General features: G+C 65.2%; 19 protein-coding genes, 1 tRNA gene and 2 pseudogenes. 7 read left to right on the top strand and 15 right to left on the bottom strand.

Annotated features, from left to right (window positions below; all coding sequences use genetic code 11):
• Nucleotides 1-173: 173 nt before the first annotated feature.
• Together KFB96_RS14900 and KFB96_RS14895 are read right to left on the bottom strand one after the other, a co-directional pair.
• Nucleotides 174-401 carry a hypothetical protein gene (locus tag KFB96_RS14900; protein WP_213457703.1) on the bottom strand — a complete coding sequence of 76 codons (228 nt, stop codon included), beginning with the start codon at nt 399-401 and terminating at the stop codon, nt 174-176.
• A 56-nt stretch (nt 402-457) separates the two neighbouring features.
• Entirely contained in the window at nt 458-760 is a 303-nt protein-coding gene (locus KFB96_RS14895; RefSeq protein ID WP_213457704.1) for a hypothetical protein, read from the bottom strand.
• Between the two features lie 181 nt (nt 761-941).
• Between KFB96_RS14895 and KFB96_RS14890 the strand changes: the two genes are divergently transcribed.
• The 3 genes from KFB96_RS14890 to KFB96_RS14880 all read left to right on the top strand — a co-directional run bounded on the left by KFB96_RS14890 (nt 942) and on the right by KFB96_RS14880 (nt 3,295).
• On the top strand, nt 942-1,559 hold the full coding sequence (locus KFB96_RS14890) for a histidine phosphatase family protein (protein ID WP_213457705.1): 618 nt from the start codon (nt 942-944) through the stop codon (nt 1,557-1,559).
• 76 nt (nt 1,560-1,635) lie between these two features.
• Complete coding sequence (locus KFB96_RS14885) at nt 1,636-2,085, top strand: DUF29 domain-containing protein (protein WP_213457706.1); 450 nt, start codon at nt 1,636-1,638, stop codon at nt 2,083-2,085.
• 157 nt (nt 2,086-2,242) lie between these two features.
• Nucleotides 2,243-3,295 (top strand): 3-deoxy-7-phosphoheptulonate synthase, encoded by a 1,053-nt coding sequence (locus KFB96_RS14880; protein ID WP_213457707.1) that lies wholly within the window; start codon nt 2,243-2,245, stop codon nt 3,293-3,295.
• 209 nt (nt 3,296-3,504) lie between these two features.
• Here KFB96_RS14880 and mtgA read toward each other — a convergent pair whose 3' ends face one another.
• The 5 genes and pseudogenes from mtgA to uvrB form a co-directional block, all read right to left on the bottom strand.
• Complete coding sequence (mtgA, locus tag KFB96_RS14875) at nt 3,505-4,335, bottom strand: monofunctional biosynthetic peptidoglycan transglycosylase (RefSeq protein ID WP_213457708.1); 831 nt, start codon at nt 4,333-4,335, stop codon at nt 3,505-3,507.
• Nucleotides 4,335-5,042: a biliverdin-producing heme oxygenase gene (locus tag KFB96_RS14870; protein ID WP_213457709.1), complete on the bottom strand. Its 708-nt coding sequence runs from the start codon at nt 5,040-5,042 to the stop codon at nt 4,335-4,337. The genes mtgA and KFB96_RS14870 overlap by 1 nt, the downstream gene beginning before the upstream one ends.
• A 188-nt stretch (nt 5,043-5,230) precedes the next feature.
• Nucleotides 5,231-5,452, bottom strand: a pseudogene (locus KFB96_RS14865) (DUF29 family protein); the annotation flags it as partial.
• 551 nt (nt 5,453-6,003) lie between these two features.
• Nucleotides 6,004-6,843 (bottom strand): IS110 family transposase, encoded by an 840-nt coding sequence (locus KFB96_RS14860; protein ID WP_213501429.1) that lies wholly within the window; start codon nt 6,841-6,843, stop codon nt 6,004-6,006.
• A 502-nt stretch (nt 6,844-7,345) separates the two neighbouring features.
• Nucleotides 7,346-9,355 carry an excinuclease ABC subunit UvrB gene (gene uvrB, locus KFB96_RS14855; protein WP_213457711.1) on the bottom strand — a complete coding sequence of 670 codons (2,010 nt, stop codon included), beginning with the start codon at nt 9,353-9,355 and terminating at the stop codon, nt 7,346-7,348.
• A 109-nt stretch (nt 9,356-9,464) separates the two neighbouring features.
• On the opposite strand from uvrB, the gene KFB96_RS14850 reads away from it, so the two are divergent.
• From KFB96_RS14850 to KFB96_RS14830, 4 genes are all read left to right on the top strand, one after another.
• Complete coding sequence (locus tag KFB96_RS14850; protein WP_300970326.1) at nt 9,465-10,649, top strand: pyridoxal phosphate-dependent aminotransferase; 1,185 nt, start codon at nt 9,465-9,467, stop codon at nt 10,647-10,649.
• A 132-nt stretch (nt 10,650-10,781) separates the two neighbouring features.
• Entirely contained in the window at nt 10,782-11,846 is a 1,065-nt protein-coding gene (locus KFB96_RS26845) for a Druantia anti-phage system protein DruA (RefSeq protein ID WP_300970325.1), read from the top strand.
• 38 nt (nt 11,847-11,884) lie between these two features.
• A complete protein-coding gene (locus KFB96_RS14835; RefSeq protein ID WP_213457712.1) occupies nt 11,885-12,574 on the top strand; it encodes an ISAs1 family transposase in 690 nt (229 codons plus the stop codon).
• Between the two features lie 79 nt (nt 12,575-12,653).
• Nucleotides 12,654-12,729, top strand: a tRNA-Asn gene (locus KFB96_RS14830).
• Nucleotides 12,730-12,973: 244 nt separating this feature from the next.
• On the opposite strand, the gene KFB96_RS14825 is transcribed toward KFB96_RS14830, so the two are convergent.
• From KFB96_RS14825 to KFB96_RS14790, 8 genes and pseudogenes are all read right to left on the bottom strand, one after another.
• On the bottom strand, nt 12,974-14,071 hold the full coding sequence (locus KFB96_RS14825) for a toprim domain-containing protein (RefSeq protein WP_213457713.1): 1,098 nt from the start codon (nt 14,069-14,071) through the stop codon (nt 12,974-12,976).
• A gap of 65 nt (nt 14,072-14,136) precedes the next feature.
• Nucleotides 14,137-14,522, bottom strand: a pseudogene (gene radC, locus KFB96_RS14820) (DNA repair protein RadC); the annotation flags it as partial.
• A 197-nt stretch (nt 14,523-14,719) separates the two neighbouring features.
• On the bottom strand, nt 14,720-16,444 hold the full coding sequence (locus tag KFB96_RS14815; RefSeq protein WP_213465102.1) for a VWA domain-containing protein: 1,725 nt from the start codon (nt 16,442-16,444) through the stop codon (nt 14,720-14,722).
• A 73-nt stretch (nt 16,445-16,517) separates the two neighbouring features.
• Entirely contained in the window at nt 16,518-17,492 is a 975-nt protein-coding gene (locus tag KFB96_RS14810; RefSeq protein WP_213457715.1) for a DUF3150 domain-containing protein, read from the bottom strand.
• A gap of 79 nt (nt 17,493-17,571) precedes the next feature.
• A complete protein-coding gene (locus KFB96_RS14805; RefSeq protein ID WP_213457716.1) occupies nt 17,572-17,889 on the bottom strand; it encodes a hypothetical protein in 318 nt (105 codons plus the stop codon).
• Nucleotides 17,886-18,839: an AAA family ATPase gene (locus tag KFB96_RS14800; RefSeq protein ID WP_213457717.1), complete on the bottom strand. Its 954-nt coding sequence runs from the start codon at nt 18,837-18,839 to the stop codon at nt 17,886-17,888. The genes KFB96_RS14805 and KFB96_RS14800 overlap by 4 nt, the downstream gene beginning before the upstream one ends.
• Nucleotides 18,840-18,915: 76 nt before the next feature.
• Nucleotides 18,916-19,914, bottom strand: a complete 999-nt coding sequence (locus KFB96_RS14795; protein ID WP_213457718.1) for a lambda-exonuclease family protein — start codon at nt 19,912-19,914, stop codon at nt 18,916-18,918.
• Nucleotides 19,915-19,988: 74 nt separating this feature from the next.
• The gene (locus KFB96_RS14790; protein WP_213457719.1) at nt 19,989-20,921 is read right to left on the bottom strand and encodes a recombinase RecT; all 933 of its coding nucleotides are present in this window, start codon (nt 20,919-20,921) and stop codon (nt 19,989-19,991) included.
• Between the last annotated feature and the right edge of the window lie 209 nt (nt 20,922-21,130).

The raw sequence follows: 21,130 nt of genomic DNA, 5'->3' as shown, positions 1-21,130 counted from the left end.
CGACATGCTCATATTCGAGTGAGCTCGACGTTTGTTGCATCCACAACCCTTAGCGGGTGCGCGGTTCAAAATGATATGTTTATTAAAATCTTAAACCGCGCCGACTCCAACGTTCGTCAAGTCTGCCGAGGCTGATCTCATCCAAAAACATCGCATGCAGCGCTGGGCGCGGTTTAAGCCGGGCGCCTCAGGGGCAATACCCGCGGGGCCGGTGTCGGTCCGGCCGTGCATCGCTCGCGTTCGAGCATCTGCTTGATGACCGGCTGGATCGCGCCGAGCAGCCGCGTCTGCGTCTCCCGTAGATCCTTAAAATAATAGACGATCTCGCAACCGACGGGGTCCGAAATGGACTGCCGTCCGACCGCCGGTCGCCAGGCGATCCGGATCCGGTAATCGGCCATGTCGGGATGCCCCGCGGATCCGGATGTCGTTCGGCCGCTCTCGGAGCGGCGCTTGCTCAGTCGTTGTCGCCGAGCTCGGGGTCCCAGCCGGCTGCACGTGCCTTTTGGATCGCATCCGTATAGATCCGCTCATGCCGTTCGCGCAGCTCGGGCGGGAGTCTGGAGACGAGATGGCCGAAGGGGTGCCAGGCCTGCGTGACCTTGTCGTAAAGGTCCTCGATGCCTTGAAGGGTCCAGCCCTCGCAGGTTTGATCCTCCGGGATGATGCCGAACACCCAGGCGTCGCGGATGATGTTGGCGGTCGGGGTCATGGCGCCGCCCCCCTGCTTGTCGATGCCCTCGTAGATCTTGTTCTTCATAAGGTCTGTCCTGGTTGATATCCGCTACACTCTAGCGCCTTGCCTCTCCGACTGCTACGCCTGCCCGAGCCGAAGCCGCGGATCCCTTTGGTGTCCAGCAGGGGACGCGCGACGTCCGCCGGCTGTCGGTCGAACCTTCCGTGCCCGGTACGACCGACGCGGTCCACCAAGCGAGTCTGCCATGTCCGAAATCCTGGTCGATTTGATCCGTCACGGCGAGCCCGTCGGCGGTGCGCGCTATCGCGGCAACGGGACCGACGACCCGCTCAGCCCGGCGGGCTGGTCGCAGATGACCGATGCGCTCGGCGAGGCGGCGCCCTGGGATCAGATCATTAGCTCGCCGATGTCGCGCTGCCGCGTCTTTGCCGCGGATCTCGCCGGGCGAAACGCACTTCCGCTGGTCGTCGACCCGAGCCTGATCGAGGTCGGCATGGGCACCTGGGAAGGGCGCGCCCGCAGCGCGGTTGCCGAGGAGGAGCCCGAGCGCTTCGCCGCCTTCTATCGCGACCCCGTCGGAGCGCGCCCGGCCGGCGCCGAGCCGTTGGAGCGCCTGCTCGCGCGCGTTTCGGATGCGTACGCCCGTCATCTCGCCGCCTATCCGGGCCGCCGGTTGCTGATCGTCTGCCATGCCGGGGTGATGCGCGCGCTGGTCGGCCACCTGCTCGGTGCCGATGCGCGCCGCTGGTATCGCATCCGGATCGACTACGCCGGGCTGGTGCGGGTCCGCCACGGGCGTTTCGGTCCGAGCATCGAGTGGGTCAACGCGCGAAAGCTGTTTTTAGGTGATATCCGGATATGATCGATCCAGGGTTTGAAACACCATGAGGTCAGTGTAGGCTCGAGGCGTTGCCGACCTAGATTCCGAGGCAGACTCGATGCCGAAACAGACCGCCGAGCACGCAAGCTACGATCGCGACTACCACGCCTGGTTGACGGAAAGCGCGGCACTTCTGCGCGAAGGCTGCCTGAGCGAAGTCGACCTTGCGCAAATCGCCGAGGAGCTCGAGGACATGGGCAGGAGCGAGCGTCGGGCGATCGAGAGTTATCTCAAGGTTCTGATCGTGCACCTGCTCAAGTGGCAGCGCCAACCGGAGCGACGCGGTTCCAGCTGGCAACTCTCCATTGCCAACTCGCGGGACGCGATCGGCCGACGCCTTCGCGAGAGCCCCAGTCTTCGGCCGAAGCTCTCCGAGATGGTTGCCGAGCGATATCCGAACGCTCGCCAACATGCGGCGCTCGAGATGGGTTTGGATCTCGTCGATCTGCCGGATACCTGTCCGTTCACCGTGATGCAACTTCTGGACGATGCATACTGGGGTGAATGAGCCGATGGGCGTTCACGAGCGCGCGGCGCCGGTCTCGTGGTTCCTGATCACACCCGATGTCGGCGCGTTGCGCGGGCCGTGCACGAGCATCGAGGCGAGGAGACCGGATCGATTGGGCTATACTCAGCGGCTTTCGACGCCGTTGTAATCCCAGACCATGCAAAAGACCGACGATCTGCGCATCCGCGAAATCAAAGAAGTGCGCTCCCCGAACGCGCTGCACCAGGAATTCCCGATCTCGGAGGCGGCTGCGGAGACCGTCTATTCCACGCGACACGCCATTCAGCAGATCCTCCATGCTCGGGACGATCGCTTGCTGGTCGTCGCGGGTCCTTGCTCGGTTCACGATCCGCGTGCCGCGCTCGAGTACGCCGAGCGTCTCAAGGTCCTTCGCGACGCGCTCAGCGACCGTCTGCTCGTGGTCATGCGTGTCTATTTCGAGAAGCCACGGACCACGGTGGGCTGGAAGGGTCTGATCAACGATCCGAATCTGGACGGCAGCTTCGAGATCAATCAGGGTCTCGGCATCGCCCGCAAGCTCTTGTTGGATCTCAACGGCATGCAGATCCCGGCCGGGACCGAGTTCCTCGATCTCATCAGCCCGCAATACATCGCCGACCTGGTCAGTTGGGGGGCGATCGGTGCGCGCACGACCGAGAGCCAGGGCCATCGCGAGCTGGCCTCCGGCCTGTCCTGTCCCGTCGGCTTCAAGAACGCGACCAACGGGGACGTGAAGGTCGCCATCGACGCCATCCATGCCGCGGCGCGTCCGCATGTCTTCATGTCGGTCACCAAAGAGGGTCAGTCCGCGATCTTCAGCACCACCGGCAACGTCGACACCCACATCATCCTGCGCGGCGGCCAACGGCCGAACTACGATACCGAAAGCGTCAGCATCGCCGCGGAGCAGATCATCGAGTCCGGTCTGACGCCCAAAATCATGATCGACTTCAGCCACGCCAACAGCCGCAAGCGGCCGGAGAAACAGATCCGGGTCTGCCAGGACGTCGCCGGTCAGATCGCGCGCGGGGATCGCGGCATCATGGGCGTCATGATCGAGAGTCACCTGGTCGGCGGTCGGCAGGACCTGGCGGCGAGCGACGGGATGGTCTTCGGTCAAAGCGTCACCGACGCCTGTATCGGCTGGGACGATACGGTTCCGATGCTGCATGAGCTTGCGGATGCCGTGACGCGCCGCCGTGCACTCTAGGAGTCTGTCCGACTTGTCGGCCCAGCCTTCGCGTACAATAGGGCCGGGTTTGCGTCGACGAGAGAATGCAGCATGGCGGTCAACTTCGTGACGGTGGATCGGGAGGGCGTAGTTTGTGCCGAGCCGTGCGAGGCACAACCAACCGCAGGCGCAAGTTGTGCTTCCTGTCGTCAGCACAACCTACGGGTATGGAAGTTTGCGGAAATCGCCTAAAGCCGGTCCAGGTACCGGGCTCCGCCGAGTCGGCTCGCCTGATCGCTGATCCAGGCCGCGCGTCGTTCCAAACGTTCCGATGGATTATCCAAACGATAATGTCCCGGCGCAGGCAGCACGCCGATCAGGAGCGACGCCTCGCGCATCGTGAGCTCGCTCGCCGGCCGATCGAAATAGCGCAGGCTGGCTGCGCCGATTCCGTAGGTGTTGGGGCTGAACTGCACGATGTTCAGATAAACCTCGAGGATGCGCTCCTTCGGCCATAGGATCTCCATCAGCAGCGCGAACCAAGCCTCCAACAGCTTGCGCGGCAGATCCGAGCTCGGCCAGAGAAAGAGGTTCTTGGCCGCCTGCTGGGTGATGGTGCTGGCGCCGCGCAGGCGTCCGCCGTTTTTGTAGTCGGCCCAGGCCAGGCGGATCTCGATCAGGTCGAACCCCCGGTGGCTCGGAAAACGCTGGTCTTCGCCGGCGATGGCCGCAAGCCGCGTCGGCAGCGAGATCCGATCCCAGGGCACCCAGGTCTGATGATAATAGGGTGGCGGCCGATCGAGCCGCCAGAGATTGTAGGCGTGCCGCAGCATGAAGGCGGAGGCCGGCGGGTCGAGCCAGCGCAGCGTCAAGACCAGCACGATCGAGAGCAGCACCAGATTGCCGAGCCCCTTGAGCAGGAATCGACCGGCGCGGTACAGCGGGTGGCGGTTATGGCCGATGGGCTCGATGCGGAAGACGCGGGGTTGCGGCGTCGGCTCGCGTGGCGTCGCCCGGCATCCATGCTCGACTCCGGCTTGCACCCCGGTTGTCTTCGGCGCTTGTTCTTCGTCCGTCATCAATCCTCGCGGATGGCTGGGACCGAGTTCGTCGGGTGACCCCTTTCCGGACCATGCGGTTCGGCGTGCTCCGGATCGCCTCGCACGCTTGTGCTTCCTGCGCCGGGGCCTTCCAGCATCCGATGAACGACCGCGAAGGTCGTACAGGCCCCCGAGACCACCTCGCCCGGATCCATCCGACCGTGCGCGGGCAGGCTGTCGAGGATGCTCGCGAAGCGTTTCCAGGCCGCAGAGGAGTGCTCGCCGTGGAAGTCGAGGAAACCGGCCGAGCCCAGTACCGGACCGAGACAGCGGCGCAGATGTTTCGCGATCACCCGACCGCCGAGCGTCGCACCCTCCAGGACATAGAGACCGCCGAGCGCCGCGCCCGAGCCGGTCGGGGCGATCGGCGGCGATGCGCGCGGCACATGCTGCCGACCTTGCTCGGCAAGATCCTCGAGGATCGCCGGCAGCTTGGGTCGAACCCCGAGGTCGTTGCGGATCTCCTCGTCCAAGGCGTCGAGCAGGCTGCCTTCCAAGGCATCGTAAACATCGGCCAAGGCATACAGATAGTCGAGATAGTCCTCGCGGGTAACGCTCGGGGACGTGAGCCTGGCCATCAGGGGCAAGCGCTCGACCGCCTGATGTGTCTCGGCCGTCGCGTGGCGCAAGAGGACCGCCAGTCGCGCGGAAGCCGCCGGTCGGATGGTGTTGTGGATGTCATGCATGGGTTCTTCGGGCTCGCTGCGCTCTGCGCTCGCGGCCAGTCTATCACCCGTCCTTGGTCTACCTGAAAAACACCGAACCGTCGTTCGGAACGATGCCGACGGCGCCCGCCCGACGAGCGGTCGAGCATGCGGGTCCTCAGGCTCACGTTGTGAGCCACCCCCCGCGGCATGCTGTGGTTCCGTCCAGAGCTGCTGCCGCGACGCTCCGGCTGGAATTGCCACTTCAGCAGGTGCGCAAGCAGGAGCGACAGGCGACTGGCTAGCTCGCGCTGTTCGCTTTTGCCCACGTCTTCGATCTCCTCTGCAAGATGCTCGAGATCGAGCCTGTCCAATGCGCCTGCCCGCAGCCAGTGCGCCTGTTGTTCGGACCAGGCGACAATATCGGCGTCGTAAAGGTCGTTTTTCGGCATCGGCATCTCCCGGTAAACGTGCGGGGCCGGGCCGATCGCCCGGTGCCTCGATTTCAACACTAAGGTGATTTCCGGGAAAGCATCGACCAACATGTAGATACTCTGTTCTGACGCAAGTCCGATTTGCCTCCTATCCATCATTTTTTTCTATCGGCATCGTTTTCTCGACGGTACGGTCGTTGAGCGGCTGCCAACCCCATTGGGATCATTTCGATGACGGATGGGGCTTGGCTGCGGGTGGGGCGCGGGCGGACTCCGTGTGGACAACGCGTGAATGCCGCAAGCGGGCGTGTGGACAAGCCGGGGACAACCCGCTCCCGGCGGGTTGCCCCCACCTTGACCACACTCATTCACCCGTTGCCCACACTGCGCCGCACTGAAGCCGCTGCTGGCTGCGAGCGTCTGCGACGCGACTGCTGCTGGTTGTTGATCAATGAATGCCCTGCGCCGTGGTGGTTGAACGCGCTCGTCTTGGCGGCGGCTCTTGGACGGCCACGCGCGTGCTGTCGGGCCAACCGAGGAGGGTGCCGTGGCGGACATCGCCGAGGTGCTCATGCCGCGGCCTCGCGAAGCAAGCAGAAGCGGCTGCCGTCGAACGCTTGGCGGTGCTTGAGCATGGCATGGATGGCATGCAGCAATTTGCGCATGACCGCGCAGATGGCCTGAATCTTCTTCAGGCCGCGCGCTTCGATGAGATGCGTGTAGTAGCTGTTGACGTGCGGTTCATGGCGCGCGGCGCTCAGCGCGGGCATGAACAGCGCCTTGCGCAGGTGGGCGTTGCCGGCCTTACTCAGGCGCGGGGGTTTGTTCACGCTGGTGCCCGAGGTGCTCTGGCGCGGATCCAGTCCGGCCAGGGCGACCCATTGCTTGGCACGCATGTCCTCGGGCAGCACCAGCAGCTCACCCATGAGCTGGATGGCGCTGGCGGCGGCGATGCCGGGGATGCCGGTGAGCAGCCGGTAGACCTGCGCAAGCTCCTCGTCGGCGCTGATGCGCGCATCGGCCCAGTCACGCAGGGCATCAATCCGGGCGGTGTACTGGTGGATGCTCAGGCGCACGTCCTCCAGCACCACGGCCGGCGTGGTCGTGCTTTGCAGCAGCGCGTGGAGTTGATTCTTCGCCCGCGTGCGATCGACCACCAACGCCTCCAGGCGCCGGGCGCAGGCGCGCAGCTCCAGTGCCTCGGTCGCCGGGCGCCGCCATGGCTCGAACGGCATGCGCCGGGCAAACTGCGCCAGCACCCCGGCATCGACCGCATCGCTCTTGTTGCGCGTCTGCAAGGCCTCGGCAAAGCGCTTGGCGGCCTTGGGGTTGAGCACCATGAGCGCCAACCCGGCCGCGTCGATGGCCAGCGCCAGGTCAGGTGATAGCTGCCGGTCGCCTCCAGGCACACCCGCTCCACCCGCGCACCTTGCAAGGCCTTAATCAGCGCGGCATGACCGCTTGGTGTGTTGGCAAACTCGCGGACCTTGCCGAGCTTCTCCTCGGTGCTGACGGCCAGCGCCAGGGTCTTGTGGGCCACATCGATTCCGGCTGTATTCATCGTCTGTCTCTTCAGGATGCAACGCGATATTATGATTCCCGGTTCCCCGACCCTGTACCCTCGCCTACCGACCTTGTGTATGCAGGCTCCCGGACATGTCCACGGCCTCGGATACTCTTCGGTATGGGCGAAGAGGGCGGGGAGCCCATCTACATGCAAGCTCTGAACAGCGGAACACGACATCCAGGCTTCAGGGGCGAACGGCTTCCCGGGCACTCTTCATCAAATCCGTTGATCACTTTCCTTGTCAATCCCTTCAGAACAGATCATACAAGGGGCGACTTTAGTCGCCCGGTAAGCATTGGCAACACGCACGGCCGGGATGATCATTCCCGGAAATCGCCTAAACGTTAGGCCGCAAGCCCGCGCCCCTGCAACTCCTTGATCTTATCCCGGACGGCGGCGGCCTGCTCGAACTCGAGGTTCTTCGCATGCTGGTACATGGTCTTCTCCAGCGCCTTGAGCTTCTTGGCCATCTGCTGCGGCGTCAGCTTGGCGTATTCGATGATCTCCTCGGCGACCTTGGCATACTGGCGCGCCTTCATGGGTGCGCCCGGGATAGCGCCCTCGAGGATGTCGGCGACCGCCTTGCGGATCGTCTGAGGCGTGATGCCCTCGGCGGTGTTGTGGAGGATCTGCTTGGCGCGTCGCCGCTCGGTCTCGCCGATCGCGCGCTCCATGGAGCCGGTGATGCGGTCGGCATAGAGGATCGCCTTGCCGTTGGCGTTGCGCGCGGCCCGCCCGATCGTCTGGATCAAGGAGCCTTCCGAGCGCAGGAAACCCTCCTTGTCGGCGTCCAGGATGGCGACCAGCGAGACCTCCGGCATGTCGAGCCCCTCGCGCAGCAGATTGATCCCGACCAGCACGTCGAACTCGCCCAAGCGCAGATCCCGGATGATCTCGACGCGCTCGACCGTGTCGATGTCCGAGTGCAGATAGCGGACCTTCACGCCGTGCTCGTTGAGATACTCGGTCAGGTCCTCGGCCATGCGCTTGGTGAGTGTGGTGACCAGCACACGCTCGCCGACGGCGACCCGCAGCCCGATCTCCGAGAGCAGATCGTCGACCTGGGTCAGGGCAGGGCGGACCTCGACCTCCGGATCCACCAGACCGGTGGGTCGGACCACCTGCTCGACGACGGCGCCCGAGTGCCGGATCTCGTAGGCGCGCGGGGTGGCCGAGACATAGATGGTCTGGGGCTGGCGGGCCTGGAACTCCTCGAAGCGCATCGGGCGGTTGTCGAGCGCCGAGGGCAGCCGGAAGCCGTAGTCGACGAGATTCTCCTTGCGTGAGCGGTCACCTTTGTACATGGCGCCGAGCTGGGGCACGGTGACATGGCTCTCGTCGATGACGACGATGGCATCCGCGGGGAGATAGTCATACAGGGTCGGCGGCGGCTCGCCGGGTCCGCGTCCGGAGAGATAGCGGCTGTAGTTCTCGACCCCGGAGCAGTAGCCGACCTCCAGCATCATCTCCAGGTCGAACAGGGTGCGCTGCTCCAGGCGCTGGGCCTCGACCAGCTTGTCGTTGTCCCGCAGCCAGGTCAGGCGGTCCTTCAGCTCGACCTTGATCTGCTCCACCGCATTCAGGATGGTCTGGCGCGGCGTGGCGTAGTGCGTCTTCGGAAAGACCGTATAGCGCGGGACCTTGCGCAGCTGTTCACCGGTCAGCGGGTCGAAGAGGGAGAGTGACTCGATCTCCTCGTCGAATAGCTCCACCCGCAGCGCCTCGTCGTCCGACTCGGCCGGATAGATGTCGATCACGTCGCCGCGCACCCGGTAGGTGCCTCGAGAAAGCTCGATCTCGTTGCGGCGGTATTGCAGGTCGGCGAGCCGGCGCAGCAGGGCGCGTTGATCGATCAGATCGCCGCGGTTCAGATGCAGCACCATCTTCAGATAGGCGTCCGGGTCGCCCAAGCCGTAGATGGAGGAGACGCTCGCCACGATGATGACATCGGGACGCTCCAACAGCGCCTTGGTCGCCGAGAGACGCATCTGCTCGATGTGCTCGTTGATCGAGGAGTCCTTCTCGATATAGGTGTCGGTCGAAGGGACGTACGCCTCGGGCTGGTAGTAGTCGTAATAGGAGACGAAATACTCCACCGCGTTGTGCGGGAAGAACTCCTTCATCTCGCCGTAGAGCTGGGCCGCGAGCGTCTTGTTCGGCGCCAGGATCAAGGCCGGGCGCTGCACTCGGTCGATGACGCTGGCGATGGTGAAGGTTTTGCCCGAGCCCGTGACGCCGAGCAGGGTCATCGCCGACTCGCCGTCGTTCAGACCCTCCGCTAGGCGGCGGATCGCCTCGGGCTGGTCGCCTGCGGGGGCGAACGGCGAAACTAAATGAAAGGGGCGTTCGGACATCGGAGTGCGTGCCGGGTGTTTACGGTTTCGTTATGATTGGGAGCGAGACACCGCATGTCCAGTTACAACAATAACCACCCTCACCACAAGAGCCCAGAGAAGACACTCGATGACCATCAAGCTCGCCGCGCGCGTTCAGGCTGTCAAACCCTCCGCCACCCTGGCCATCACGGCCCGCGCCAAGGCCCTGCGCGCCGCGGGCAAGGATGTCATCGGGCTCGGTGCCGGGGAGCCGGACTTCGACACACCCGATCACATCAAGGAAGCGGCCATCGCCGCAATCCGCGCCGGCTTCACCAAATACACCGCGGTGGACGGCACCACCGAGCTCAAGCAGGCCGTGATCGACAAGTTCAAGCGCGAGAACGCGCTGGATTATAACCACGATCAGATCCTGGTCTCCTGCGGCGGCAAACAGAGCTTCTACAATCTCGCCCAAGCGCTCCTGGATCCGGGCGACGAGGTCGTGATCCCGGCGCCCTACTGGGTCTCCTATCCGGACATGGTGCTGCTCGCCGGCGGCGCGCCCGTGCTCGTGCACGCCGGGGCCGATCAGCGCTTCAAGATCACCCCCGGACAGCTCAAGGGCGCCTTGACCGACAAGACCCGCCTGGTCGTCATCAACAGCCCCTCGAACCCGACCGGCATGGGCTACAACCGCGAAGAGCTGGAAGCGCTCGGCGAGGTCCTGCGCGAGTTCCCGCGCACGCTCATCGCCACCGACGACATGTACGAGCACATCCGCTGGAGCCCCGAGCCCTTCGTCAACATCCTCAACGCCTGCCCGGAGCTCTACCCGCGGACCCTGGTCCTCAACGGCGTCTCCAAGGCCTACTCCATGACCGGCTGGCGCATCGGCTACGCCGGCGGTCCGGCCGAGATCATCAAGGCCATGAAGAAGGTGCAGGGCCAGAGCACCTCCAACCCGACATCCATCTCGCAGGTCGCCGCCCAAGCCGCTCTGGAAGGCCCGCAGGAGTGCATCGGCGTCATGCTCAAGGCGTTCCACGAGCGCCACGACTTCGTGGTCGAGCGCCTCAACCAGATCCCCGGTATCGAATGCCTGCCGACCGACGGCACCTTCTACGTCTTTCCGAAGGTGCAGGGTGCGATCGACAAGCTCCCCGGGATCGCCAACGACCTGGACTTCGCGGAATACCTGATCGAGAAGGCCGGCGTGGCGCTTGTACCCGGCTCCGCCTTCGGCCTCAACGGCTACGCCCGCATCTCGATCGCCACCAGCCGCGGAAACCTCGAGCAGGCGCTCGAGCGGATCGCCGCTGCGGTCGCCTGAGAGCGGCGTCCAGGGCGGAACCGTTCTAGCCCAGATTCACTGTTTCGCCGTGCGGTTGTCCTTGACTCTGGACAACGCCCGGCAGCGCGGGTATAAAGCGCCGGAATAGCCACCACCCGAGAAAACCCGAGCGTGAACCTGCGCGAGGTCGTCCTGCAACCCGTTGCCGCCGCCGAAGAGGCGCGCTTCCGGAGCCTGATGGATGCCCATCACTATCTGGGCGCGTTGCCGAAGATCGGCCACACCCTCTGGTATGTCGCCACCTGGCAGGACCAGTGGCTGGCGTTGCTGAGCTTCTCGGCCGCGGCCTGGAAGTGTGCCGCGCGCGACGCCTGGATCGGCTGGGATTTTCGCCGTCAATACGATCGTCTGCACCTGATCGCCAACAACAGCCGATTTCTGATCCTCCCCGAGCACCATGTGGCGAACCTCGCCTCGCGGGTGCTGGCGTTGAGCGAACGGCGCCTGGCCGCAGACTGGCCGGAGCGCTTCGGTTACCCCTTGCTGTTGCTCGAGACCTTTGTCGACCCGCAGCGCTTTCACGGCACGATCTACCGCGCCGCCAACTGGCAGGAGGTGGGCGAGACCCGTGGCTATCGGCGCACCCGCACCGGCTACAGCGCCACGACGAGCGCCGCCAAACGCGTCTTTCTCCGCCCGCTGCAGGCCCACGCCCGAGCCTGCCTGTCGCGTCCCGTCCTCGATGCCCGCTACCGTCACGGAGCCCCGCACATCATGTTGAGCGCCGATCAGATGCTGTCGTTGCCCGAATGCTTTGCCGACATTCCCGATCCGCGCCGCGGCCAAGGCCGGCGCCACCCCCTGCCCACGGTGCTGGCCATCGCCGCCGCGGCCACCCTGTGCGGGATGCGCGGCTACAAGGCCATCAGCCTGTGGGCGCAGGACTTGAGCCAGCAGGCGCGGGCGCGCTTTCGCTGCCGCTACCGCAACCGCCGCTACGAGGTCCCCGGGCGCACCGTCATCCGCGAGGTGCTCGTACGCGTCGACCCCGACGCCTTGAACAGCGCCCTGCAACGCTGGAACCTCCAGCACGCCGAGGACGAGGGCTTGGCCGTCGACGGCAAGACGATGCGCAATGCCATCGACGCCGACGGCCGTCAGACCCACATCCTCGGCGTCGTCGGCCACCGCAGTCAGATCTGCTACACCCAAAAAAAGTCGGCACCCTGCCCGTAGAGGGCCGCGACGAGGTCAAGCAAACCAACGAGATCGGGATGGTCATCCCGGTCCTCGAGACCCTGGACATCACCGGGAAGACCATCACCGCCGACGCCTTGCTCACCCAGCGCAAGCTCGCCGAGTACCTGCTCGCGCACGATGCCCATTACGTCTTCACCGTCAAAGACAATCAGCCGAACCTGCACGCCGATCTTCGCCTGTTCTTCGAGAATGACCGCGATCAACCCGACTTCCGCGAGCCGCCCACCCCGGGCCATGGCCGCATCGAGAGCCGCGCGATCTGGACCTCCGAGCGCCTGAACGAGTATCTGGATTTCCCCGGTGTCGGCCAGGCCTTCCTCATCGAGCGCCACACCGTGGAGAAGAAGACCGGCAAGACCACGACCGAGACCGTCTGCGGGGTGACCAGTCATACCCCGGAAACCGCCGATGCCGCCCGCATACTGGCCTTCAATCGCGGGCACTGGACGGTCGAGAACGGCTGTCACTACACCCTGGATTGGAACTGGGACGAGGACCGCTGCACCATCCGCACCGGCCATGGCCCCGCGAACATCACCGCGCTACGCCGCTTCGCCATCGGCGTGATCAAGGCGAAGTCCCGCGACACCGTCTCCGCCACCATCCAACGTCTGGCGCGCAACCTCCGCCTGGTGTTCGACTACCTGCGCATGACCGAGAACACCCGCCGCCGCCCGCCGCTCCGGCTCGCGCCGGTGGGCTAGAACAGATTTGCCGTGGAGCGGCGTCTCGCCGATCTTGACTCGATGTAGGCGCCCGGCTAACATTACGGGCTCGAATAGATCCCTGGTAGCTCAGTCGGTAGAGCGGGTGACTGTTAATCACTAGGTCGGCGGTTCGAGCCCGTCCCAGGGAGCCAATAAAAACAACGGCTTAGGCGTTAATCGCCTAAGCCGTTTTTCGTTTGAGTGGGACCTGAGGTGGGACTTTGGTCTGAGGTGTCCAAGCGCAATCGGCGAGAGCCTGAGCTGTAGGGCTTGGTAACCTGTCAACCCGAACGTTAGTTTCTGGTCTCCTGGTTACGGCATCAGGTAGCTAGATGCCCTGTTGCCGGCTAGGCAAACCAAGTGCCGATAGAAGCCGATTTGATTGTTCGGCGTACGTCACAAGCTGGCATGGCCAACGCATCGTCTCTCTGCTCTCAGCACATCGAACCAATCCACTCCGCTCGCGCCCTTCGGGATCGCCATCTCGGGAAGGCGAACCTCGGCGGTTAGACCGTGCGCCGACATCCGGTCTGCCAAGATTCGTGCAGAACGCTCGCCGGTTCCGGAACGGTCGCGGTCTGCCCAGATGGTCAGGGCTATGACGTCCGTCGGAGGCTCGAACCGCTCAAGCATACCGGCACTGGTGGCGGCCCATGCGGGCTCGCCTGTCATCAGCATGACAGCCAGTGCCGTCTCGATGCCTTCGGTGATGCCGAGCGCTGCGCCCGCTTTCTCCAAGCGGATGGCGCTTCCCGCCAGACGCAGATCCTCCGGGTATGCCATCAGTTTGCGAGGCGCTGCGACCGCTGCCTTTCTGCCGTCCTCGGTCAGATAGGTGCGGTGGAGCGTGATCAGCTCGCCCTTTGGGCTCGTGACCGGCGCAATCATAGCCGGGTAGCTCCCTGTTCGGCGTCCGTTGTGCCAGTAGGGCAAGCCGGGGTGGAATCGTAACTTACGAATGGCGAGCCCCTCGTGATTCAGACTCCTGCCGGCCAAGTACCGCCGCAACGGCGCAGCGCTTGAATGGCGAGGGTCCATGCTCTCGGCCCAGACCTTCTCGATCTCAGCGCGGCGCCAAGCGCTTGAAGACGTGCGCGCAGGCTTCGAGATCGGGAGAGAAGACCCGCCGTCGCCGGTGGAGAGCGGCAGAGTTGCGGCGACAGCCCGCAGGGCATCGACGAAGCGCCAGCCGTTCATCCACATAAGCAACGCGAAGCCGTCCGAGAAGGCCCCGCAGGTATTGCAGACGCCGCCGCCGGTTTCGCGGACGTCGCGGAAGAGTCTGAAGCCGTCTCGGCCGCCGTGAACGGGACAGGGCACGTGCCGACCGAGACGGTCGAGCGCCGGCTCCAGGTCTGGAGCCAGCTCTGCCAGGACCTGGGTCCAGTGTCCTCGGGCGTACCGGCGGACTGTGTGGACGTCCGTCCAGCCTGCCGTGTCGCGCACGCACCAGTGCCGAGCGTCCTCCGGCCGCAGGATGATGATGAGGATCATGAGATGTGCTCCTTAATGTGGTGCGGGAAGACCAGCGCGCGTGCGCCGGCCTTCCGCGGGGTGGTTTAGAGCAGGCCGCGCTCGGCCAGCGAGGTGCCCTGTCCATCGCCGACGATGACGTGATCCAGGACACGCACATCGACGAGGGCGAGGGCCTCCTTGAGGCGCTGCGTGATCCGCAGATCCGCCTGGCTGGGCTCGGCCACCCCGAGGGGTGGTTGTGGGCGAGAATCACGGCCGCCGCCCCGGTCTCCAGGACCTTGCGCACGACCTCCCGCGGATGGACGGTGGCGCCGTCCACCGTGCCGCGAAACAGCTCCTCGTAGCGGATGACGCGGTGGCGGTTGTCGAGATACAGGCAGGCGAAGACCTCGTAGTGAATGCCGTAGAGGCGCAGCTTCAGGTAATCCCGTGTCGCCTCCGGGCTGGTGAGCACGTCCTGCTTGACGAGATACTTCTGCTCCAGGCACTTGATGGCCTCGGCCACCAGCGCCTGATCGCTTTCGGGAAGATCCGCCCGGCGCATGGCGTCGGGTTCCAGCGGCAGGGATAGCTGAGGTTTCTTCTTCATGGTGCGGTCTCCTGATGCGGGGAGGCGCACCGCTCCCGTGGGGAGGTGGCCTCCCCTGGGGGTTGGATGACGGACGGTTACGCGAGCAGCAGCCGCTCGGCGATGCCGAACAGAGCGGTCTTCAGGTCGGCGACGTCCTCGATGCGCACGGCGACCGGAAACAGTCGGCTCACGTCGTGGCGAATACCGATGCCGATGCACTCGATCCCGGCTTGGGTGGCGCGGGTGATGAGGTCCAAGGCACTACGCACGTCGTTCGGCTCGCCATCGGTCAAGGTGAGCAGGACCTTGCGGCCCTCGCCCCGAGCCAGCAGGTCGGCCGCAGCGAACCAGAGGGCTCCGGTCATGGGCGTGCCTCCGCGTGCGTTCTGCACGAAGGCACCGGCTCGGGTGGCGACCCGTTCGCCATGGGCGAGAATCGCCGTCACGTTCTGGTCCTGACCCCGCAGACCGGGGAATGCCGAGACGGCACGCGAGACCCCGCGTATCGGCTCCAGAGCGAGCGCCAACGCCATTGCAGCGTCGAGCGCGATGCCGTCGTGCCCGCCGGCCATTGAGCCGGAGAGGTCCACCAGCAGGTGCAGGGCCGTGTCGGGTGCGACCTTGTGGTCCCGGACCCGAAAGATCCGGGGATCACCCACGCCGGCACGGTGCAGATGTGCCGGGCTTAAGCTGCGCCCGCGTTGCACGGTGCGGTGACGGGTCAGCGTGTGAGCTTGGACCAGGCCCTGAAGACGGGCCGTGAGCTTGGCGGAATGGACCTTGACGCGAAGCAGCGCCAAGCCTCCATAGTGCCGATTGCCGTCGTAAGACTCCTTGGTCGGAAGCAGTGTCGGCGATGGGATGCTCTCGGCGCCGAGTGCTTCGGCGACGACCTGGAAGACATCCTCGGGAAGTTCATCGTCCGTGGCAGCCAAGGCCGCTTGAAGAGCCGTTTTGATATCAGAACGGTCCGGCTGAGTGCCTTGCTCTTTGCTCTCGGCTCCTTGAGCTTGGTTCTCGGTGCCTTGCTCTTCGCTCTCGGTGCTTCGCTCTTCGCTCTCGGCTCCATCGTCCATGTCCTCTTCGTTCGGGTTCGGAGAGTCGGGGTCTTGGCTCTCGGAGCCTTGCGCTGGGTCCTGAGTGCTCTGCTCTTCGCGCTCGGAGCCTTGCGCTTGGTGCTCCTCGTCCTGCTCGTCCTCCTCTTCGGGTTGCGGTCGGGACTCCTCCTCGACCAAGGCAACGATCTTGCGGGCCAGAGCCATCGACTCGGCGGTGCTCGCGAGCGTCGGGATCTCGGTCAGAAGCCCATGCAGGCGATGGACGAACCTCGTGCCCAGAACATGGCGCATCGCCTGATCCGCCTGCTTGGCATGGCTCGCCAGCGCCTCTTGCTTGCGGTAGCGGTGGCGTGTCAGATGCAGGAGCCCGTTGCCGAGGATCTCGGCGGGTCCGGCTTGGTCCGTGACCGGAACCAGCTTGCCGTCGGCAATCAGCGCGTCGACGACGCTGTCCAGGGTTGTACGCGTACCCGGATAGGTCCGGATCATGGCGTTCTCGATGCGAACATCCTCCAGGATGCCTTCGACAAAGCGACCGAGGGGGTTGTCGTGACGTGCCAGCGCGAAATCGGTGAAGCGCACATGACCGGCTTCGTGGGCGAGGTAGCCATAGGCGAGGCTCTTGACGGTGTCGGCCACGGCGGGGATGCGAATCACCGTGCCGTCGGTCATCGCCTCGTCGCCCCCGACTTGGACCGGGATGTTGAAGGTGCGCCCGTAGGCTGCCGCGACGATGGGTAGTGCGTTGGTCAGGGTTTTCATGACGTGCTCCTCATAAAAAAAGGCGCAGGACCGTGGGTCGCTGCGCCTGGGTGGGCGGAAGGGATGTTGCGGATCAGAAGAAAAAGCTCTCCATGTGCGAAACAGGTGGCGTTGAGACGGGAGCCGCCGGACGCGACGGTGCCGCGGTGTCGAACAGGTCGTCGAAGTTGACGATGGCGAGCTGCTCGGGCTCTGGCTCTGGCTCTGGCTCTTCAGGTGGTTGACCCTGCTGGTAGGCGAGCTGTCCCGCCCCGTGGCGTGCCATGCGCTCGGCATCCGAGAGCAGGAGCGCAAGGCCCATGCCTTCGTTGAAGATGGCTCCCGCGATCGGCCCGGTCTTGGGCAGGCGCCGCGACCAATCGTCGATGGTGTCGACGACGGGCTGAATGCGTCCGTCGATGAACGACAGACAGGCGAGCTTCTCGCGGATGCGCCCGAAGGTGCCGAGCGCTCGGCGGTGCAGCTTGTCCTTGCCCTCGAAGCTGCCTTCCAGATCGCGGGCCATCTGCTCGACCTCGGCGAAGATGCCGTCGCCGAGACCCTGAACCTCGTGCTCCAGCGTCCCCGGCTGCTCGGCCGGTGCAATCCGCACGAGCTGGTAGCCGAAGCGCAGGCGTCCGCCCACGACATTGGCCGGCTCGATCGCGCGACGGATGGGCTCCTCCCAATCCGGCAGGCTGGAGATCCAGGTCTCCAGCGCCTGGTCGTAGTCGGCGAGGAAGGATCCGGTCGTCTGGTCGAACTCGGTTTTCAGGAGCGCCAAGGCGTCGGCGAGGGCTTCGGCATGGGCATGCGGAACGGCGAAGCCACCCAGAAAGCGGGTCCCGACGCGCAGGCAGGTCCGTTCGGCACTTTGTTTGATGCGGTGGAATGCCTTCAGCGGTTCGGGGTCACAGACCCGCTTGGAGCCGAGCGAGACCAGATCCTCGGGGGGAATCTCGGTCCCGAGCTTGAGGTCCTCGGCGCGCAGCTTCTTGCGTCCGGACCAGATGGCGACGTCGAGCATCACGAGGGTGAGCCGGTCGGTAATGGTGGTGATGGTGTGCATGCGTGGTCTCCTGCCCGCACGACGCACACGCTTGCCTTGCGGCGAACGGATGCGCCGCTTGGGCATTGGTGGGTGGTGGTTAGAAGTAGAAGCCGTCCTCCTCGGGACCGAGCAGGGTCGCGAGGTCGACAGCGGGCTTGCGCACGGACGTGGTCCGTCTAGGCGTCACGCGCGAGCCCCCGTTGTCGAGCATGACGCTGCCGACCTTCACATAGCCCTTGCGGACCTTGTGCAGGGCACGCTCCCACGCCTCGCGCAGCGGCTTGATCTGCCGCTGGCGAAGCTGGTTCTCGGGTCCCCAGCGGATCTCGGCCTGTTCGTTGCCGAGATCGCTGTACGCCCACTCCTTGGCGGTCCCATCGGGATGGGTGAAGCGATACAGCTCGTAGCGCGTCACGGGGTGGCCTCCCAGTAGTCGCCGAACACGTCGGCGGCAATGCGGTGGATGGCCTCGCGCTGCTCGGGCTCCGCGCGTGCGGTCAGGGCCTGCTCCAGGGCGTAGTGAAAGACATTGGGGGCTCCCTTGAACGTCAAGCTCAGCGATGCCCAGCGCACCAAGGTCCTGGTGCTCATGGTCACGGTCAGCTCGCCGGCCTCCCGGTCGGAGCCCAGAAAGAGCCGCCGGACCTCCTCGGCGACGCGGATCATCTTCTCGACGATGGTCTCGGGCATCTTCGGCACGGCGCCGAGAATCACCTGCTTCTCCAGCTCGGCCTCGGGATAGCCGACCTGCACGACGCGAAAGCGATCCATAAAGGCCAGGTTCTGGCGAAGGACGCCCTGATAGAGACCGGAGCCGTCGCCGGAACCGGCCGAGTTGCCGGTGGCGAAGACCCGAAACTGCGGATGCGGACGAATGACCTCCCCGCCGTTCTCCGCAATCACGAGGGGCTGGCCCTCGATGATGTCGTTCAGGCCGGCCAGCTCGGACGGGTCCATCAGGTCCGACTCGTTGAGGATGAGCAGATGTCCATCACGCGCTGCGACGGACAACGGACCATGCACAAAGCGCGTGCTGCCGTTGATCAGCACGAACTGCCCGACCAGCGCCCCGATCTCCATGCGGCCGTGACAGGTCACACCCTGGACGGGCCAGTTCAGACGGCTGGCGACCTGGGTCACCAGACTGGTCTTGCCCGAGCCGGTCGGGCCGGTCAGGAACAGACCGTCACCGCCGGCATCGTGCAGGAAGGCCAGCACGTCGCGCAGCAGTTCGGGGCGAAAGACGTAGGGCTTGCGCACGGGGATCTGCGGATGGGTGTCGTCGGCAAACCCCTGGACCTCCAGTCCGGGGCGGGCTTTGACACCGAAGGTCGTGGCGACATCGAAGCGTTGCGTGGTCATCATGGCGTTCTCCGGGTTGATTGGAGGAGACGCACGTTCCCCGTGACAGGGAGCGCGAGTCTCCCCGGTTGAGGGGTGTTCAGAAGTAGAAGGACGTTGCCGTTGCGGCGAGTGGCGGTAGGTCTACGGGCGGGACGGTCTCGCCTTGAAGGGTCACTTTGATCCGCTGGCTTGCCGGTCGGCGGTAGCGGTCGCGGGTGGCGTCGTCCAGATCCGGAGCGATGGCCTTCAGCAGCGCCGTGTAGTCGACGTTGCCGTCTTGGCGATAGCGGGTGACGCGGACACCGGCACTCTCGGCGAGCAGGGCGTCGTCCATGAGGCGGAGGAAGACCCCTTCGGTCTCGGTCATCCGGGTCTTGAGCGCTTTGAGTTGCCCTTCCAGGTGGCCTCGGTCTTCCGTCAGCGCGCGGTAGGTCCGGGCGGCTTGCGTCCATTCGGTCAGCGCGCCGTCGACAGGGGTATAGAGATCCCGCTCCCGGTCGTACTCCGGCGCTTGGCCGTCGATGATGCATTTGTGGAACGCCAGACACGCGGGGACCAGCGCCGTCGTCAGGAACGGCTCGTCGCGTGCAATGGCGAACTCCAGCGGCGTGGAGCCCGCAAGACAGGGGTCAAAGACTAGCCAGCCGCGTGGCGCCTCGGTGACGAAGAGCTGAAACTGAAGCTGCGCCCAGGCGAGCTGGTATGCGGTCGTCAGTTCGCGTTCTCGATCGAGCCGCCGGTAGGTCCGCTCGGTGGGCACCTTCAGCTCGACCGGCTCGCCGTCGTCGTTCAGGCCGTCGAGCGAGCAGCGCAGGACGGGGTGCTCGGTGGACTCGGCACAGAGCGGCAGCAGCAGTGTCCCGTGGCGGTCCTCGAAGGCCCGACGCACCTGATCCTCCAGAGCGATGCCGCGCTGCACGCAGGGCTTGGCGGAGAGATCCTCGGGCGTGACGACTCCGGTGCGTTCCGCCCAGAGACGCCACGGGGTTTTGTAGGGGGAGCGCCCGAGAATGACGGGCGCCTCGGACGCGGTGACGCCCTCGGAGCGCCAGTGCTCCCATGCGGGCGTGCGTTGCTTGAGTGGAACCAGTTTCATGCCGTGCTCCTGAATCGAGGGGGCACGGTTGCCCGTCGGGGCAGCCCTGCCCCTTCGGGTTGGTGTGATGGCGGTTAAGCGGCCTGTGCCTGAACGGACGCGGCGGCGGCCTTGCCCAGCTCGTCGAGCGCGAAGCCGAGCTGTTCGCCGGTGAAGCGCTCGTGCAGGTAGTCCTCGGCCTGCGCCCAGGCATTCGCTCCTGCGGCCCGTTCGATGAGCTTGGCGAGCTTCTGCTTAAAGGCGGCATCCAGCGCCGTCGGCGGTGCCGGTTCGGGTTCCGGCTCGGGCTCGGCGGCCGGGACGTCCGGCACGCTCTCTCGAACCGCAACGACGTCATCGGGCTCGATGGTCTTGCCGGCCATCTCCTCGGCCGTGTAGCTCGCCTCCTCCGGGAACGCGGCTCTGAGGCTGGCGGCCTTGGCGCATTTCAGCAGTTGCCCGCGCGGCCGCTTGATCCACATGGCGGTCGGTACCTCGCCCCCGGCCATGCGCGCGTAGGTCTCCTCCCAGAAGACCGTTTCGGTGAAGGCGCAGCGCACGCCGTTGACCAGACGGTAGACCGTGACCTCGGCCCATGCGGGATAGGTCAGCTCGATGCGGGCGTCCTGCCAGCCGTTCTCGGTCTTGGCGCGTCCCTGAAAGACCCGCGTGGTCTCGGGGCCGAAGCGGGCCGGGTCGATGCCGGCATACTGCCCGGTACGTGCCGCCGTGATCTGGACCTCGTTGATGCCGGGCCAGACGGTTTCCACCTCGTGACCGAGTGCACGGCTGTACATCGGAACCACATGCACCGGGCGTTTAAGCACATCCAGCCCACGGGCTTGGCAGTAGCGGACCGCCAGCAGGATGCCTTCGGCGGTCTTCGCACTCGGGAAGATGCTCTCGGTGAGCACGCGCCAGGTGCCGTGGTCGAGGTTGAGCTCGGCGAGCACGGCATCGGAGATGGCCAAGCGTGCGGAGGGTTGCGGGACTGCGGGTTTCGGTTGCGTGCGGGGTTTGGTTGCCATGATGATGCTCCGGGTCGGCGAATCGATGAATGGAGAGCCAGCGACAGCCGTTTGTGCGCAGGCGCCTTGGGGCGACCTGTTCAGCTCGGATGTCGATGAAGCTGGCTGGATACAGGGGGTTAGGGGGTTTCTGGGGGTTGTTTTCGGTCCATGGAAAATCGCTTAGCGTGCGGTTGCAGCCAGCAAGATGATGCCGGGGGGGTTAGGGG

It is taken from the genome of Thiocapsa sp., from assembly GCF_018399035.1.
GTDB lineage: Bacteria > Pseudomonadota > Gammaproteobacteria > Chromatiales > Chromatiaceae > Thiocapsa.
Note: the sequence above shows the minus strand (reverse complement) of the source record. Positions and strands in the feature narration are given on the sequence as shown.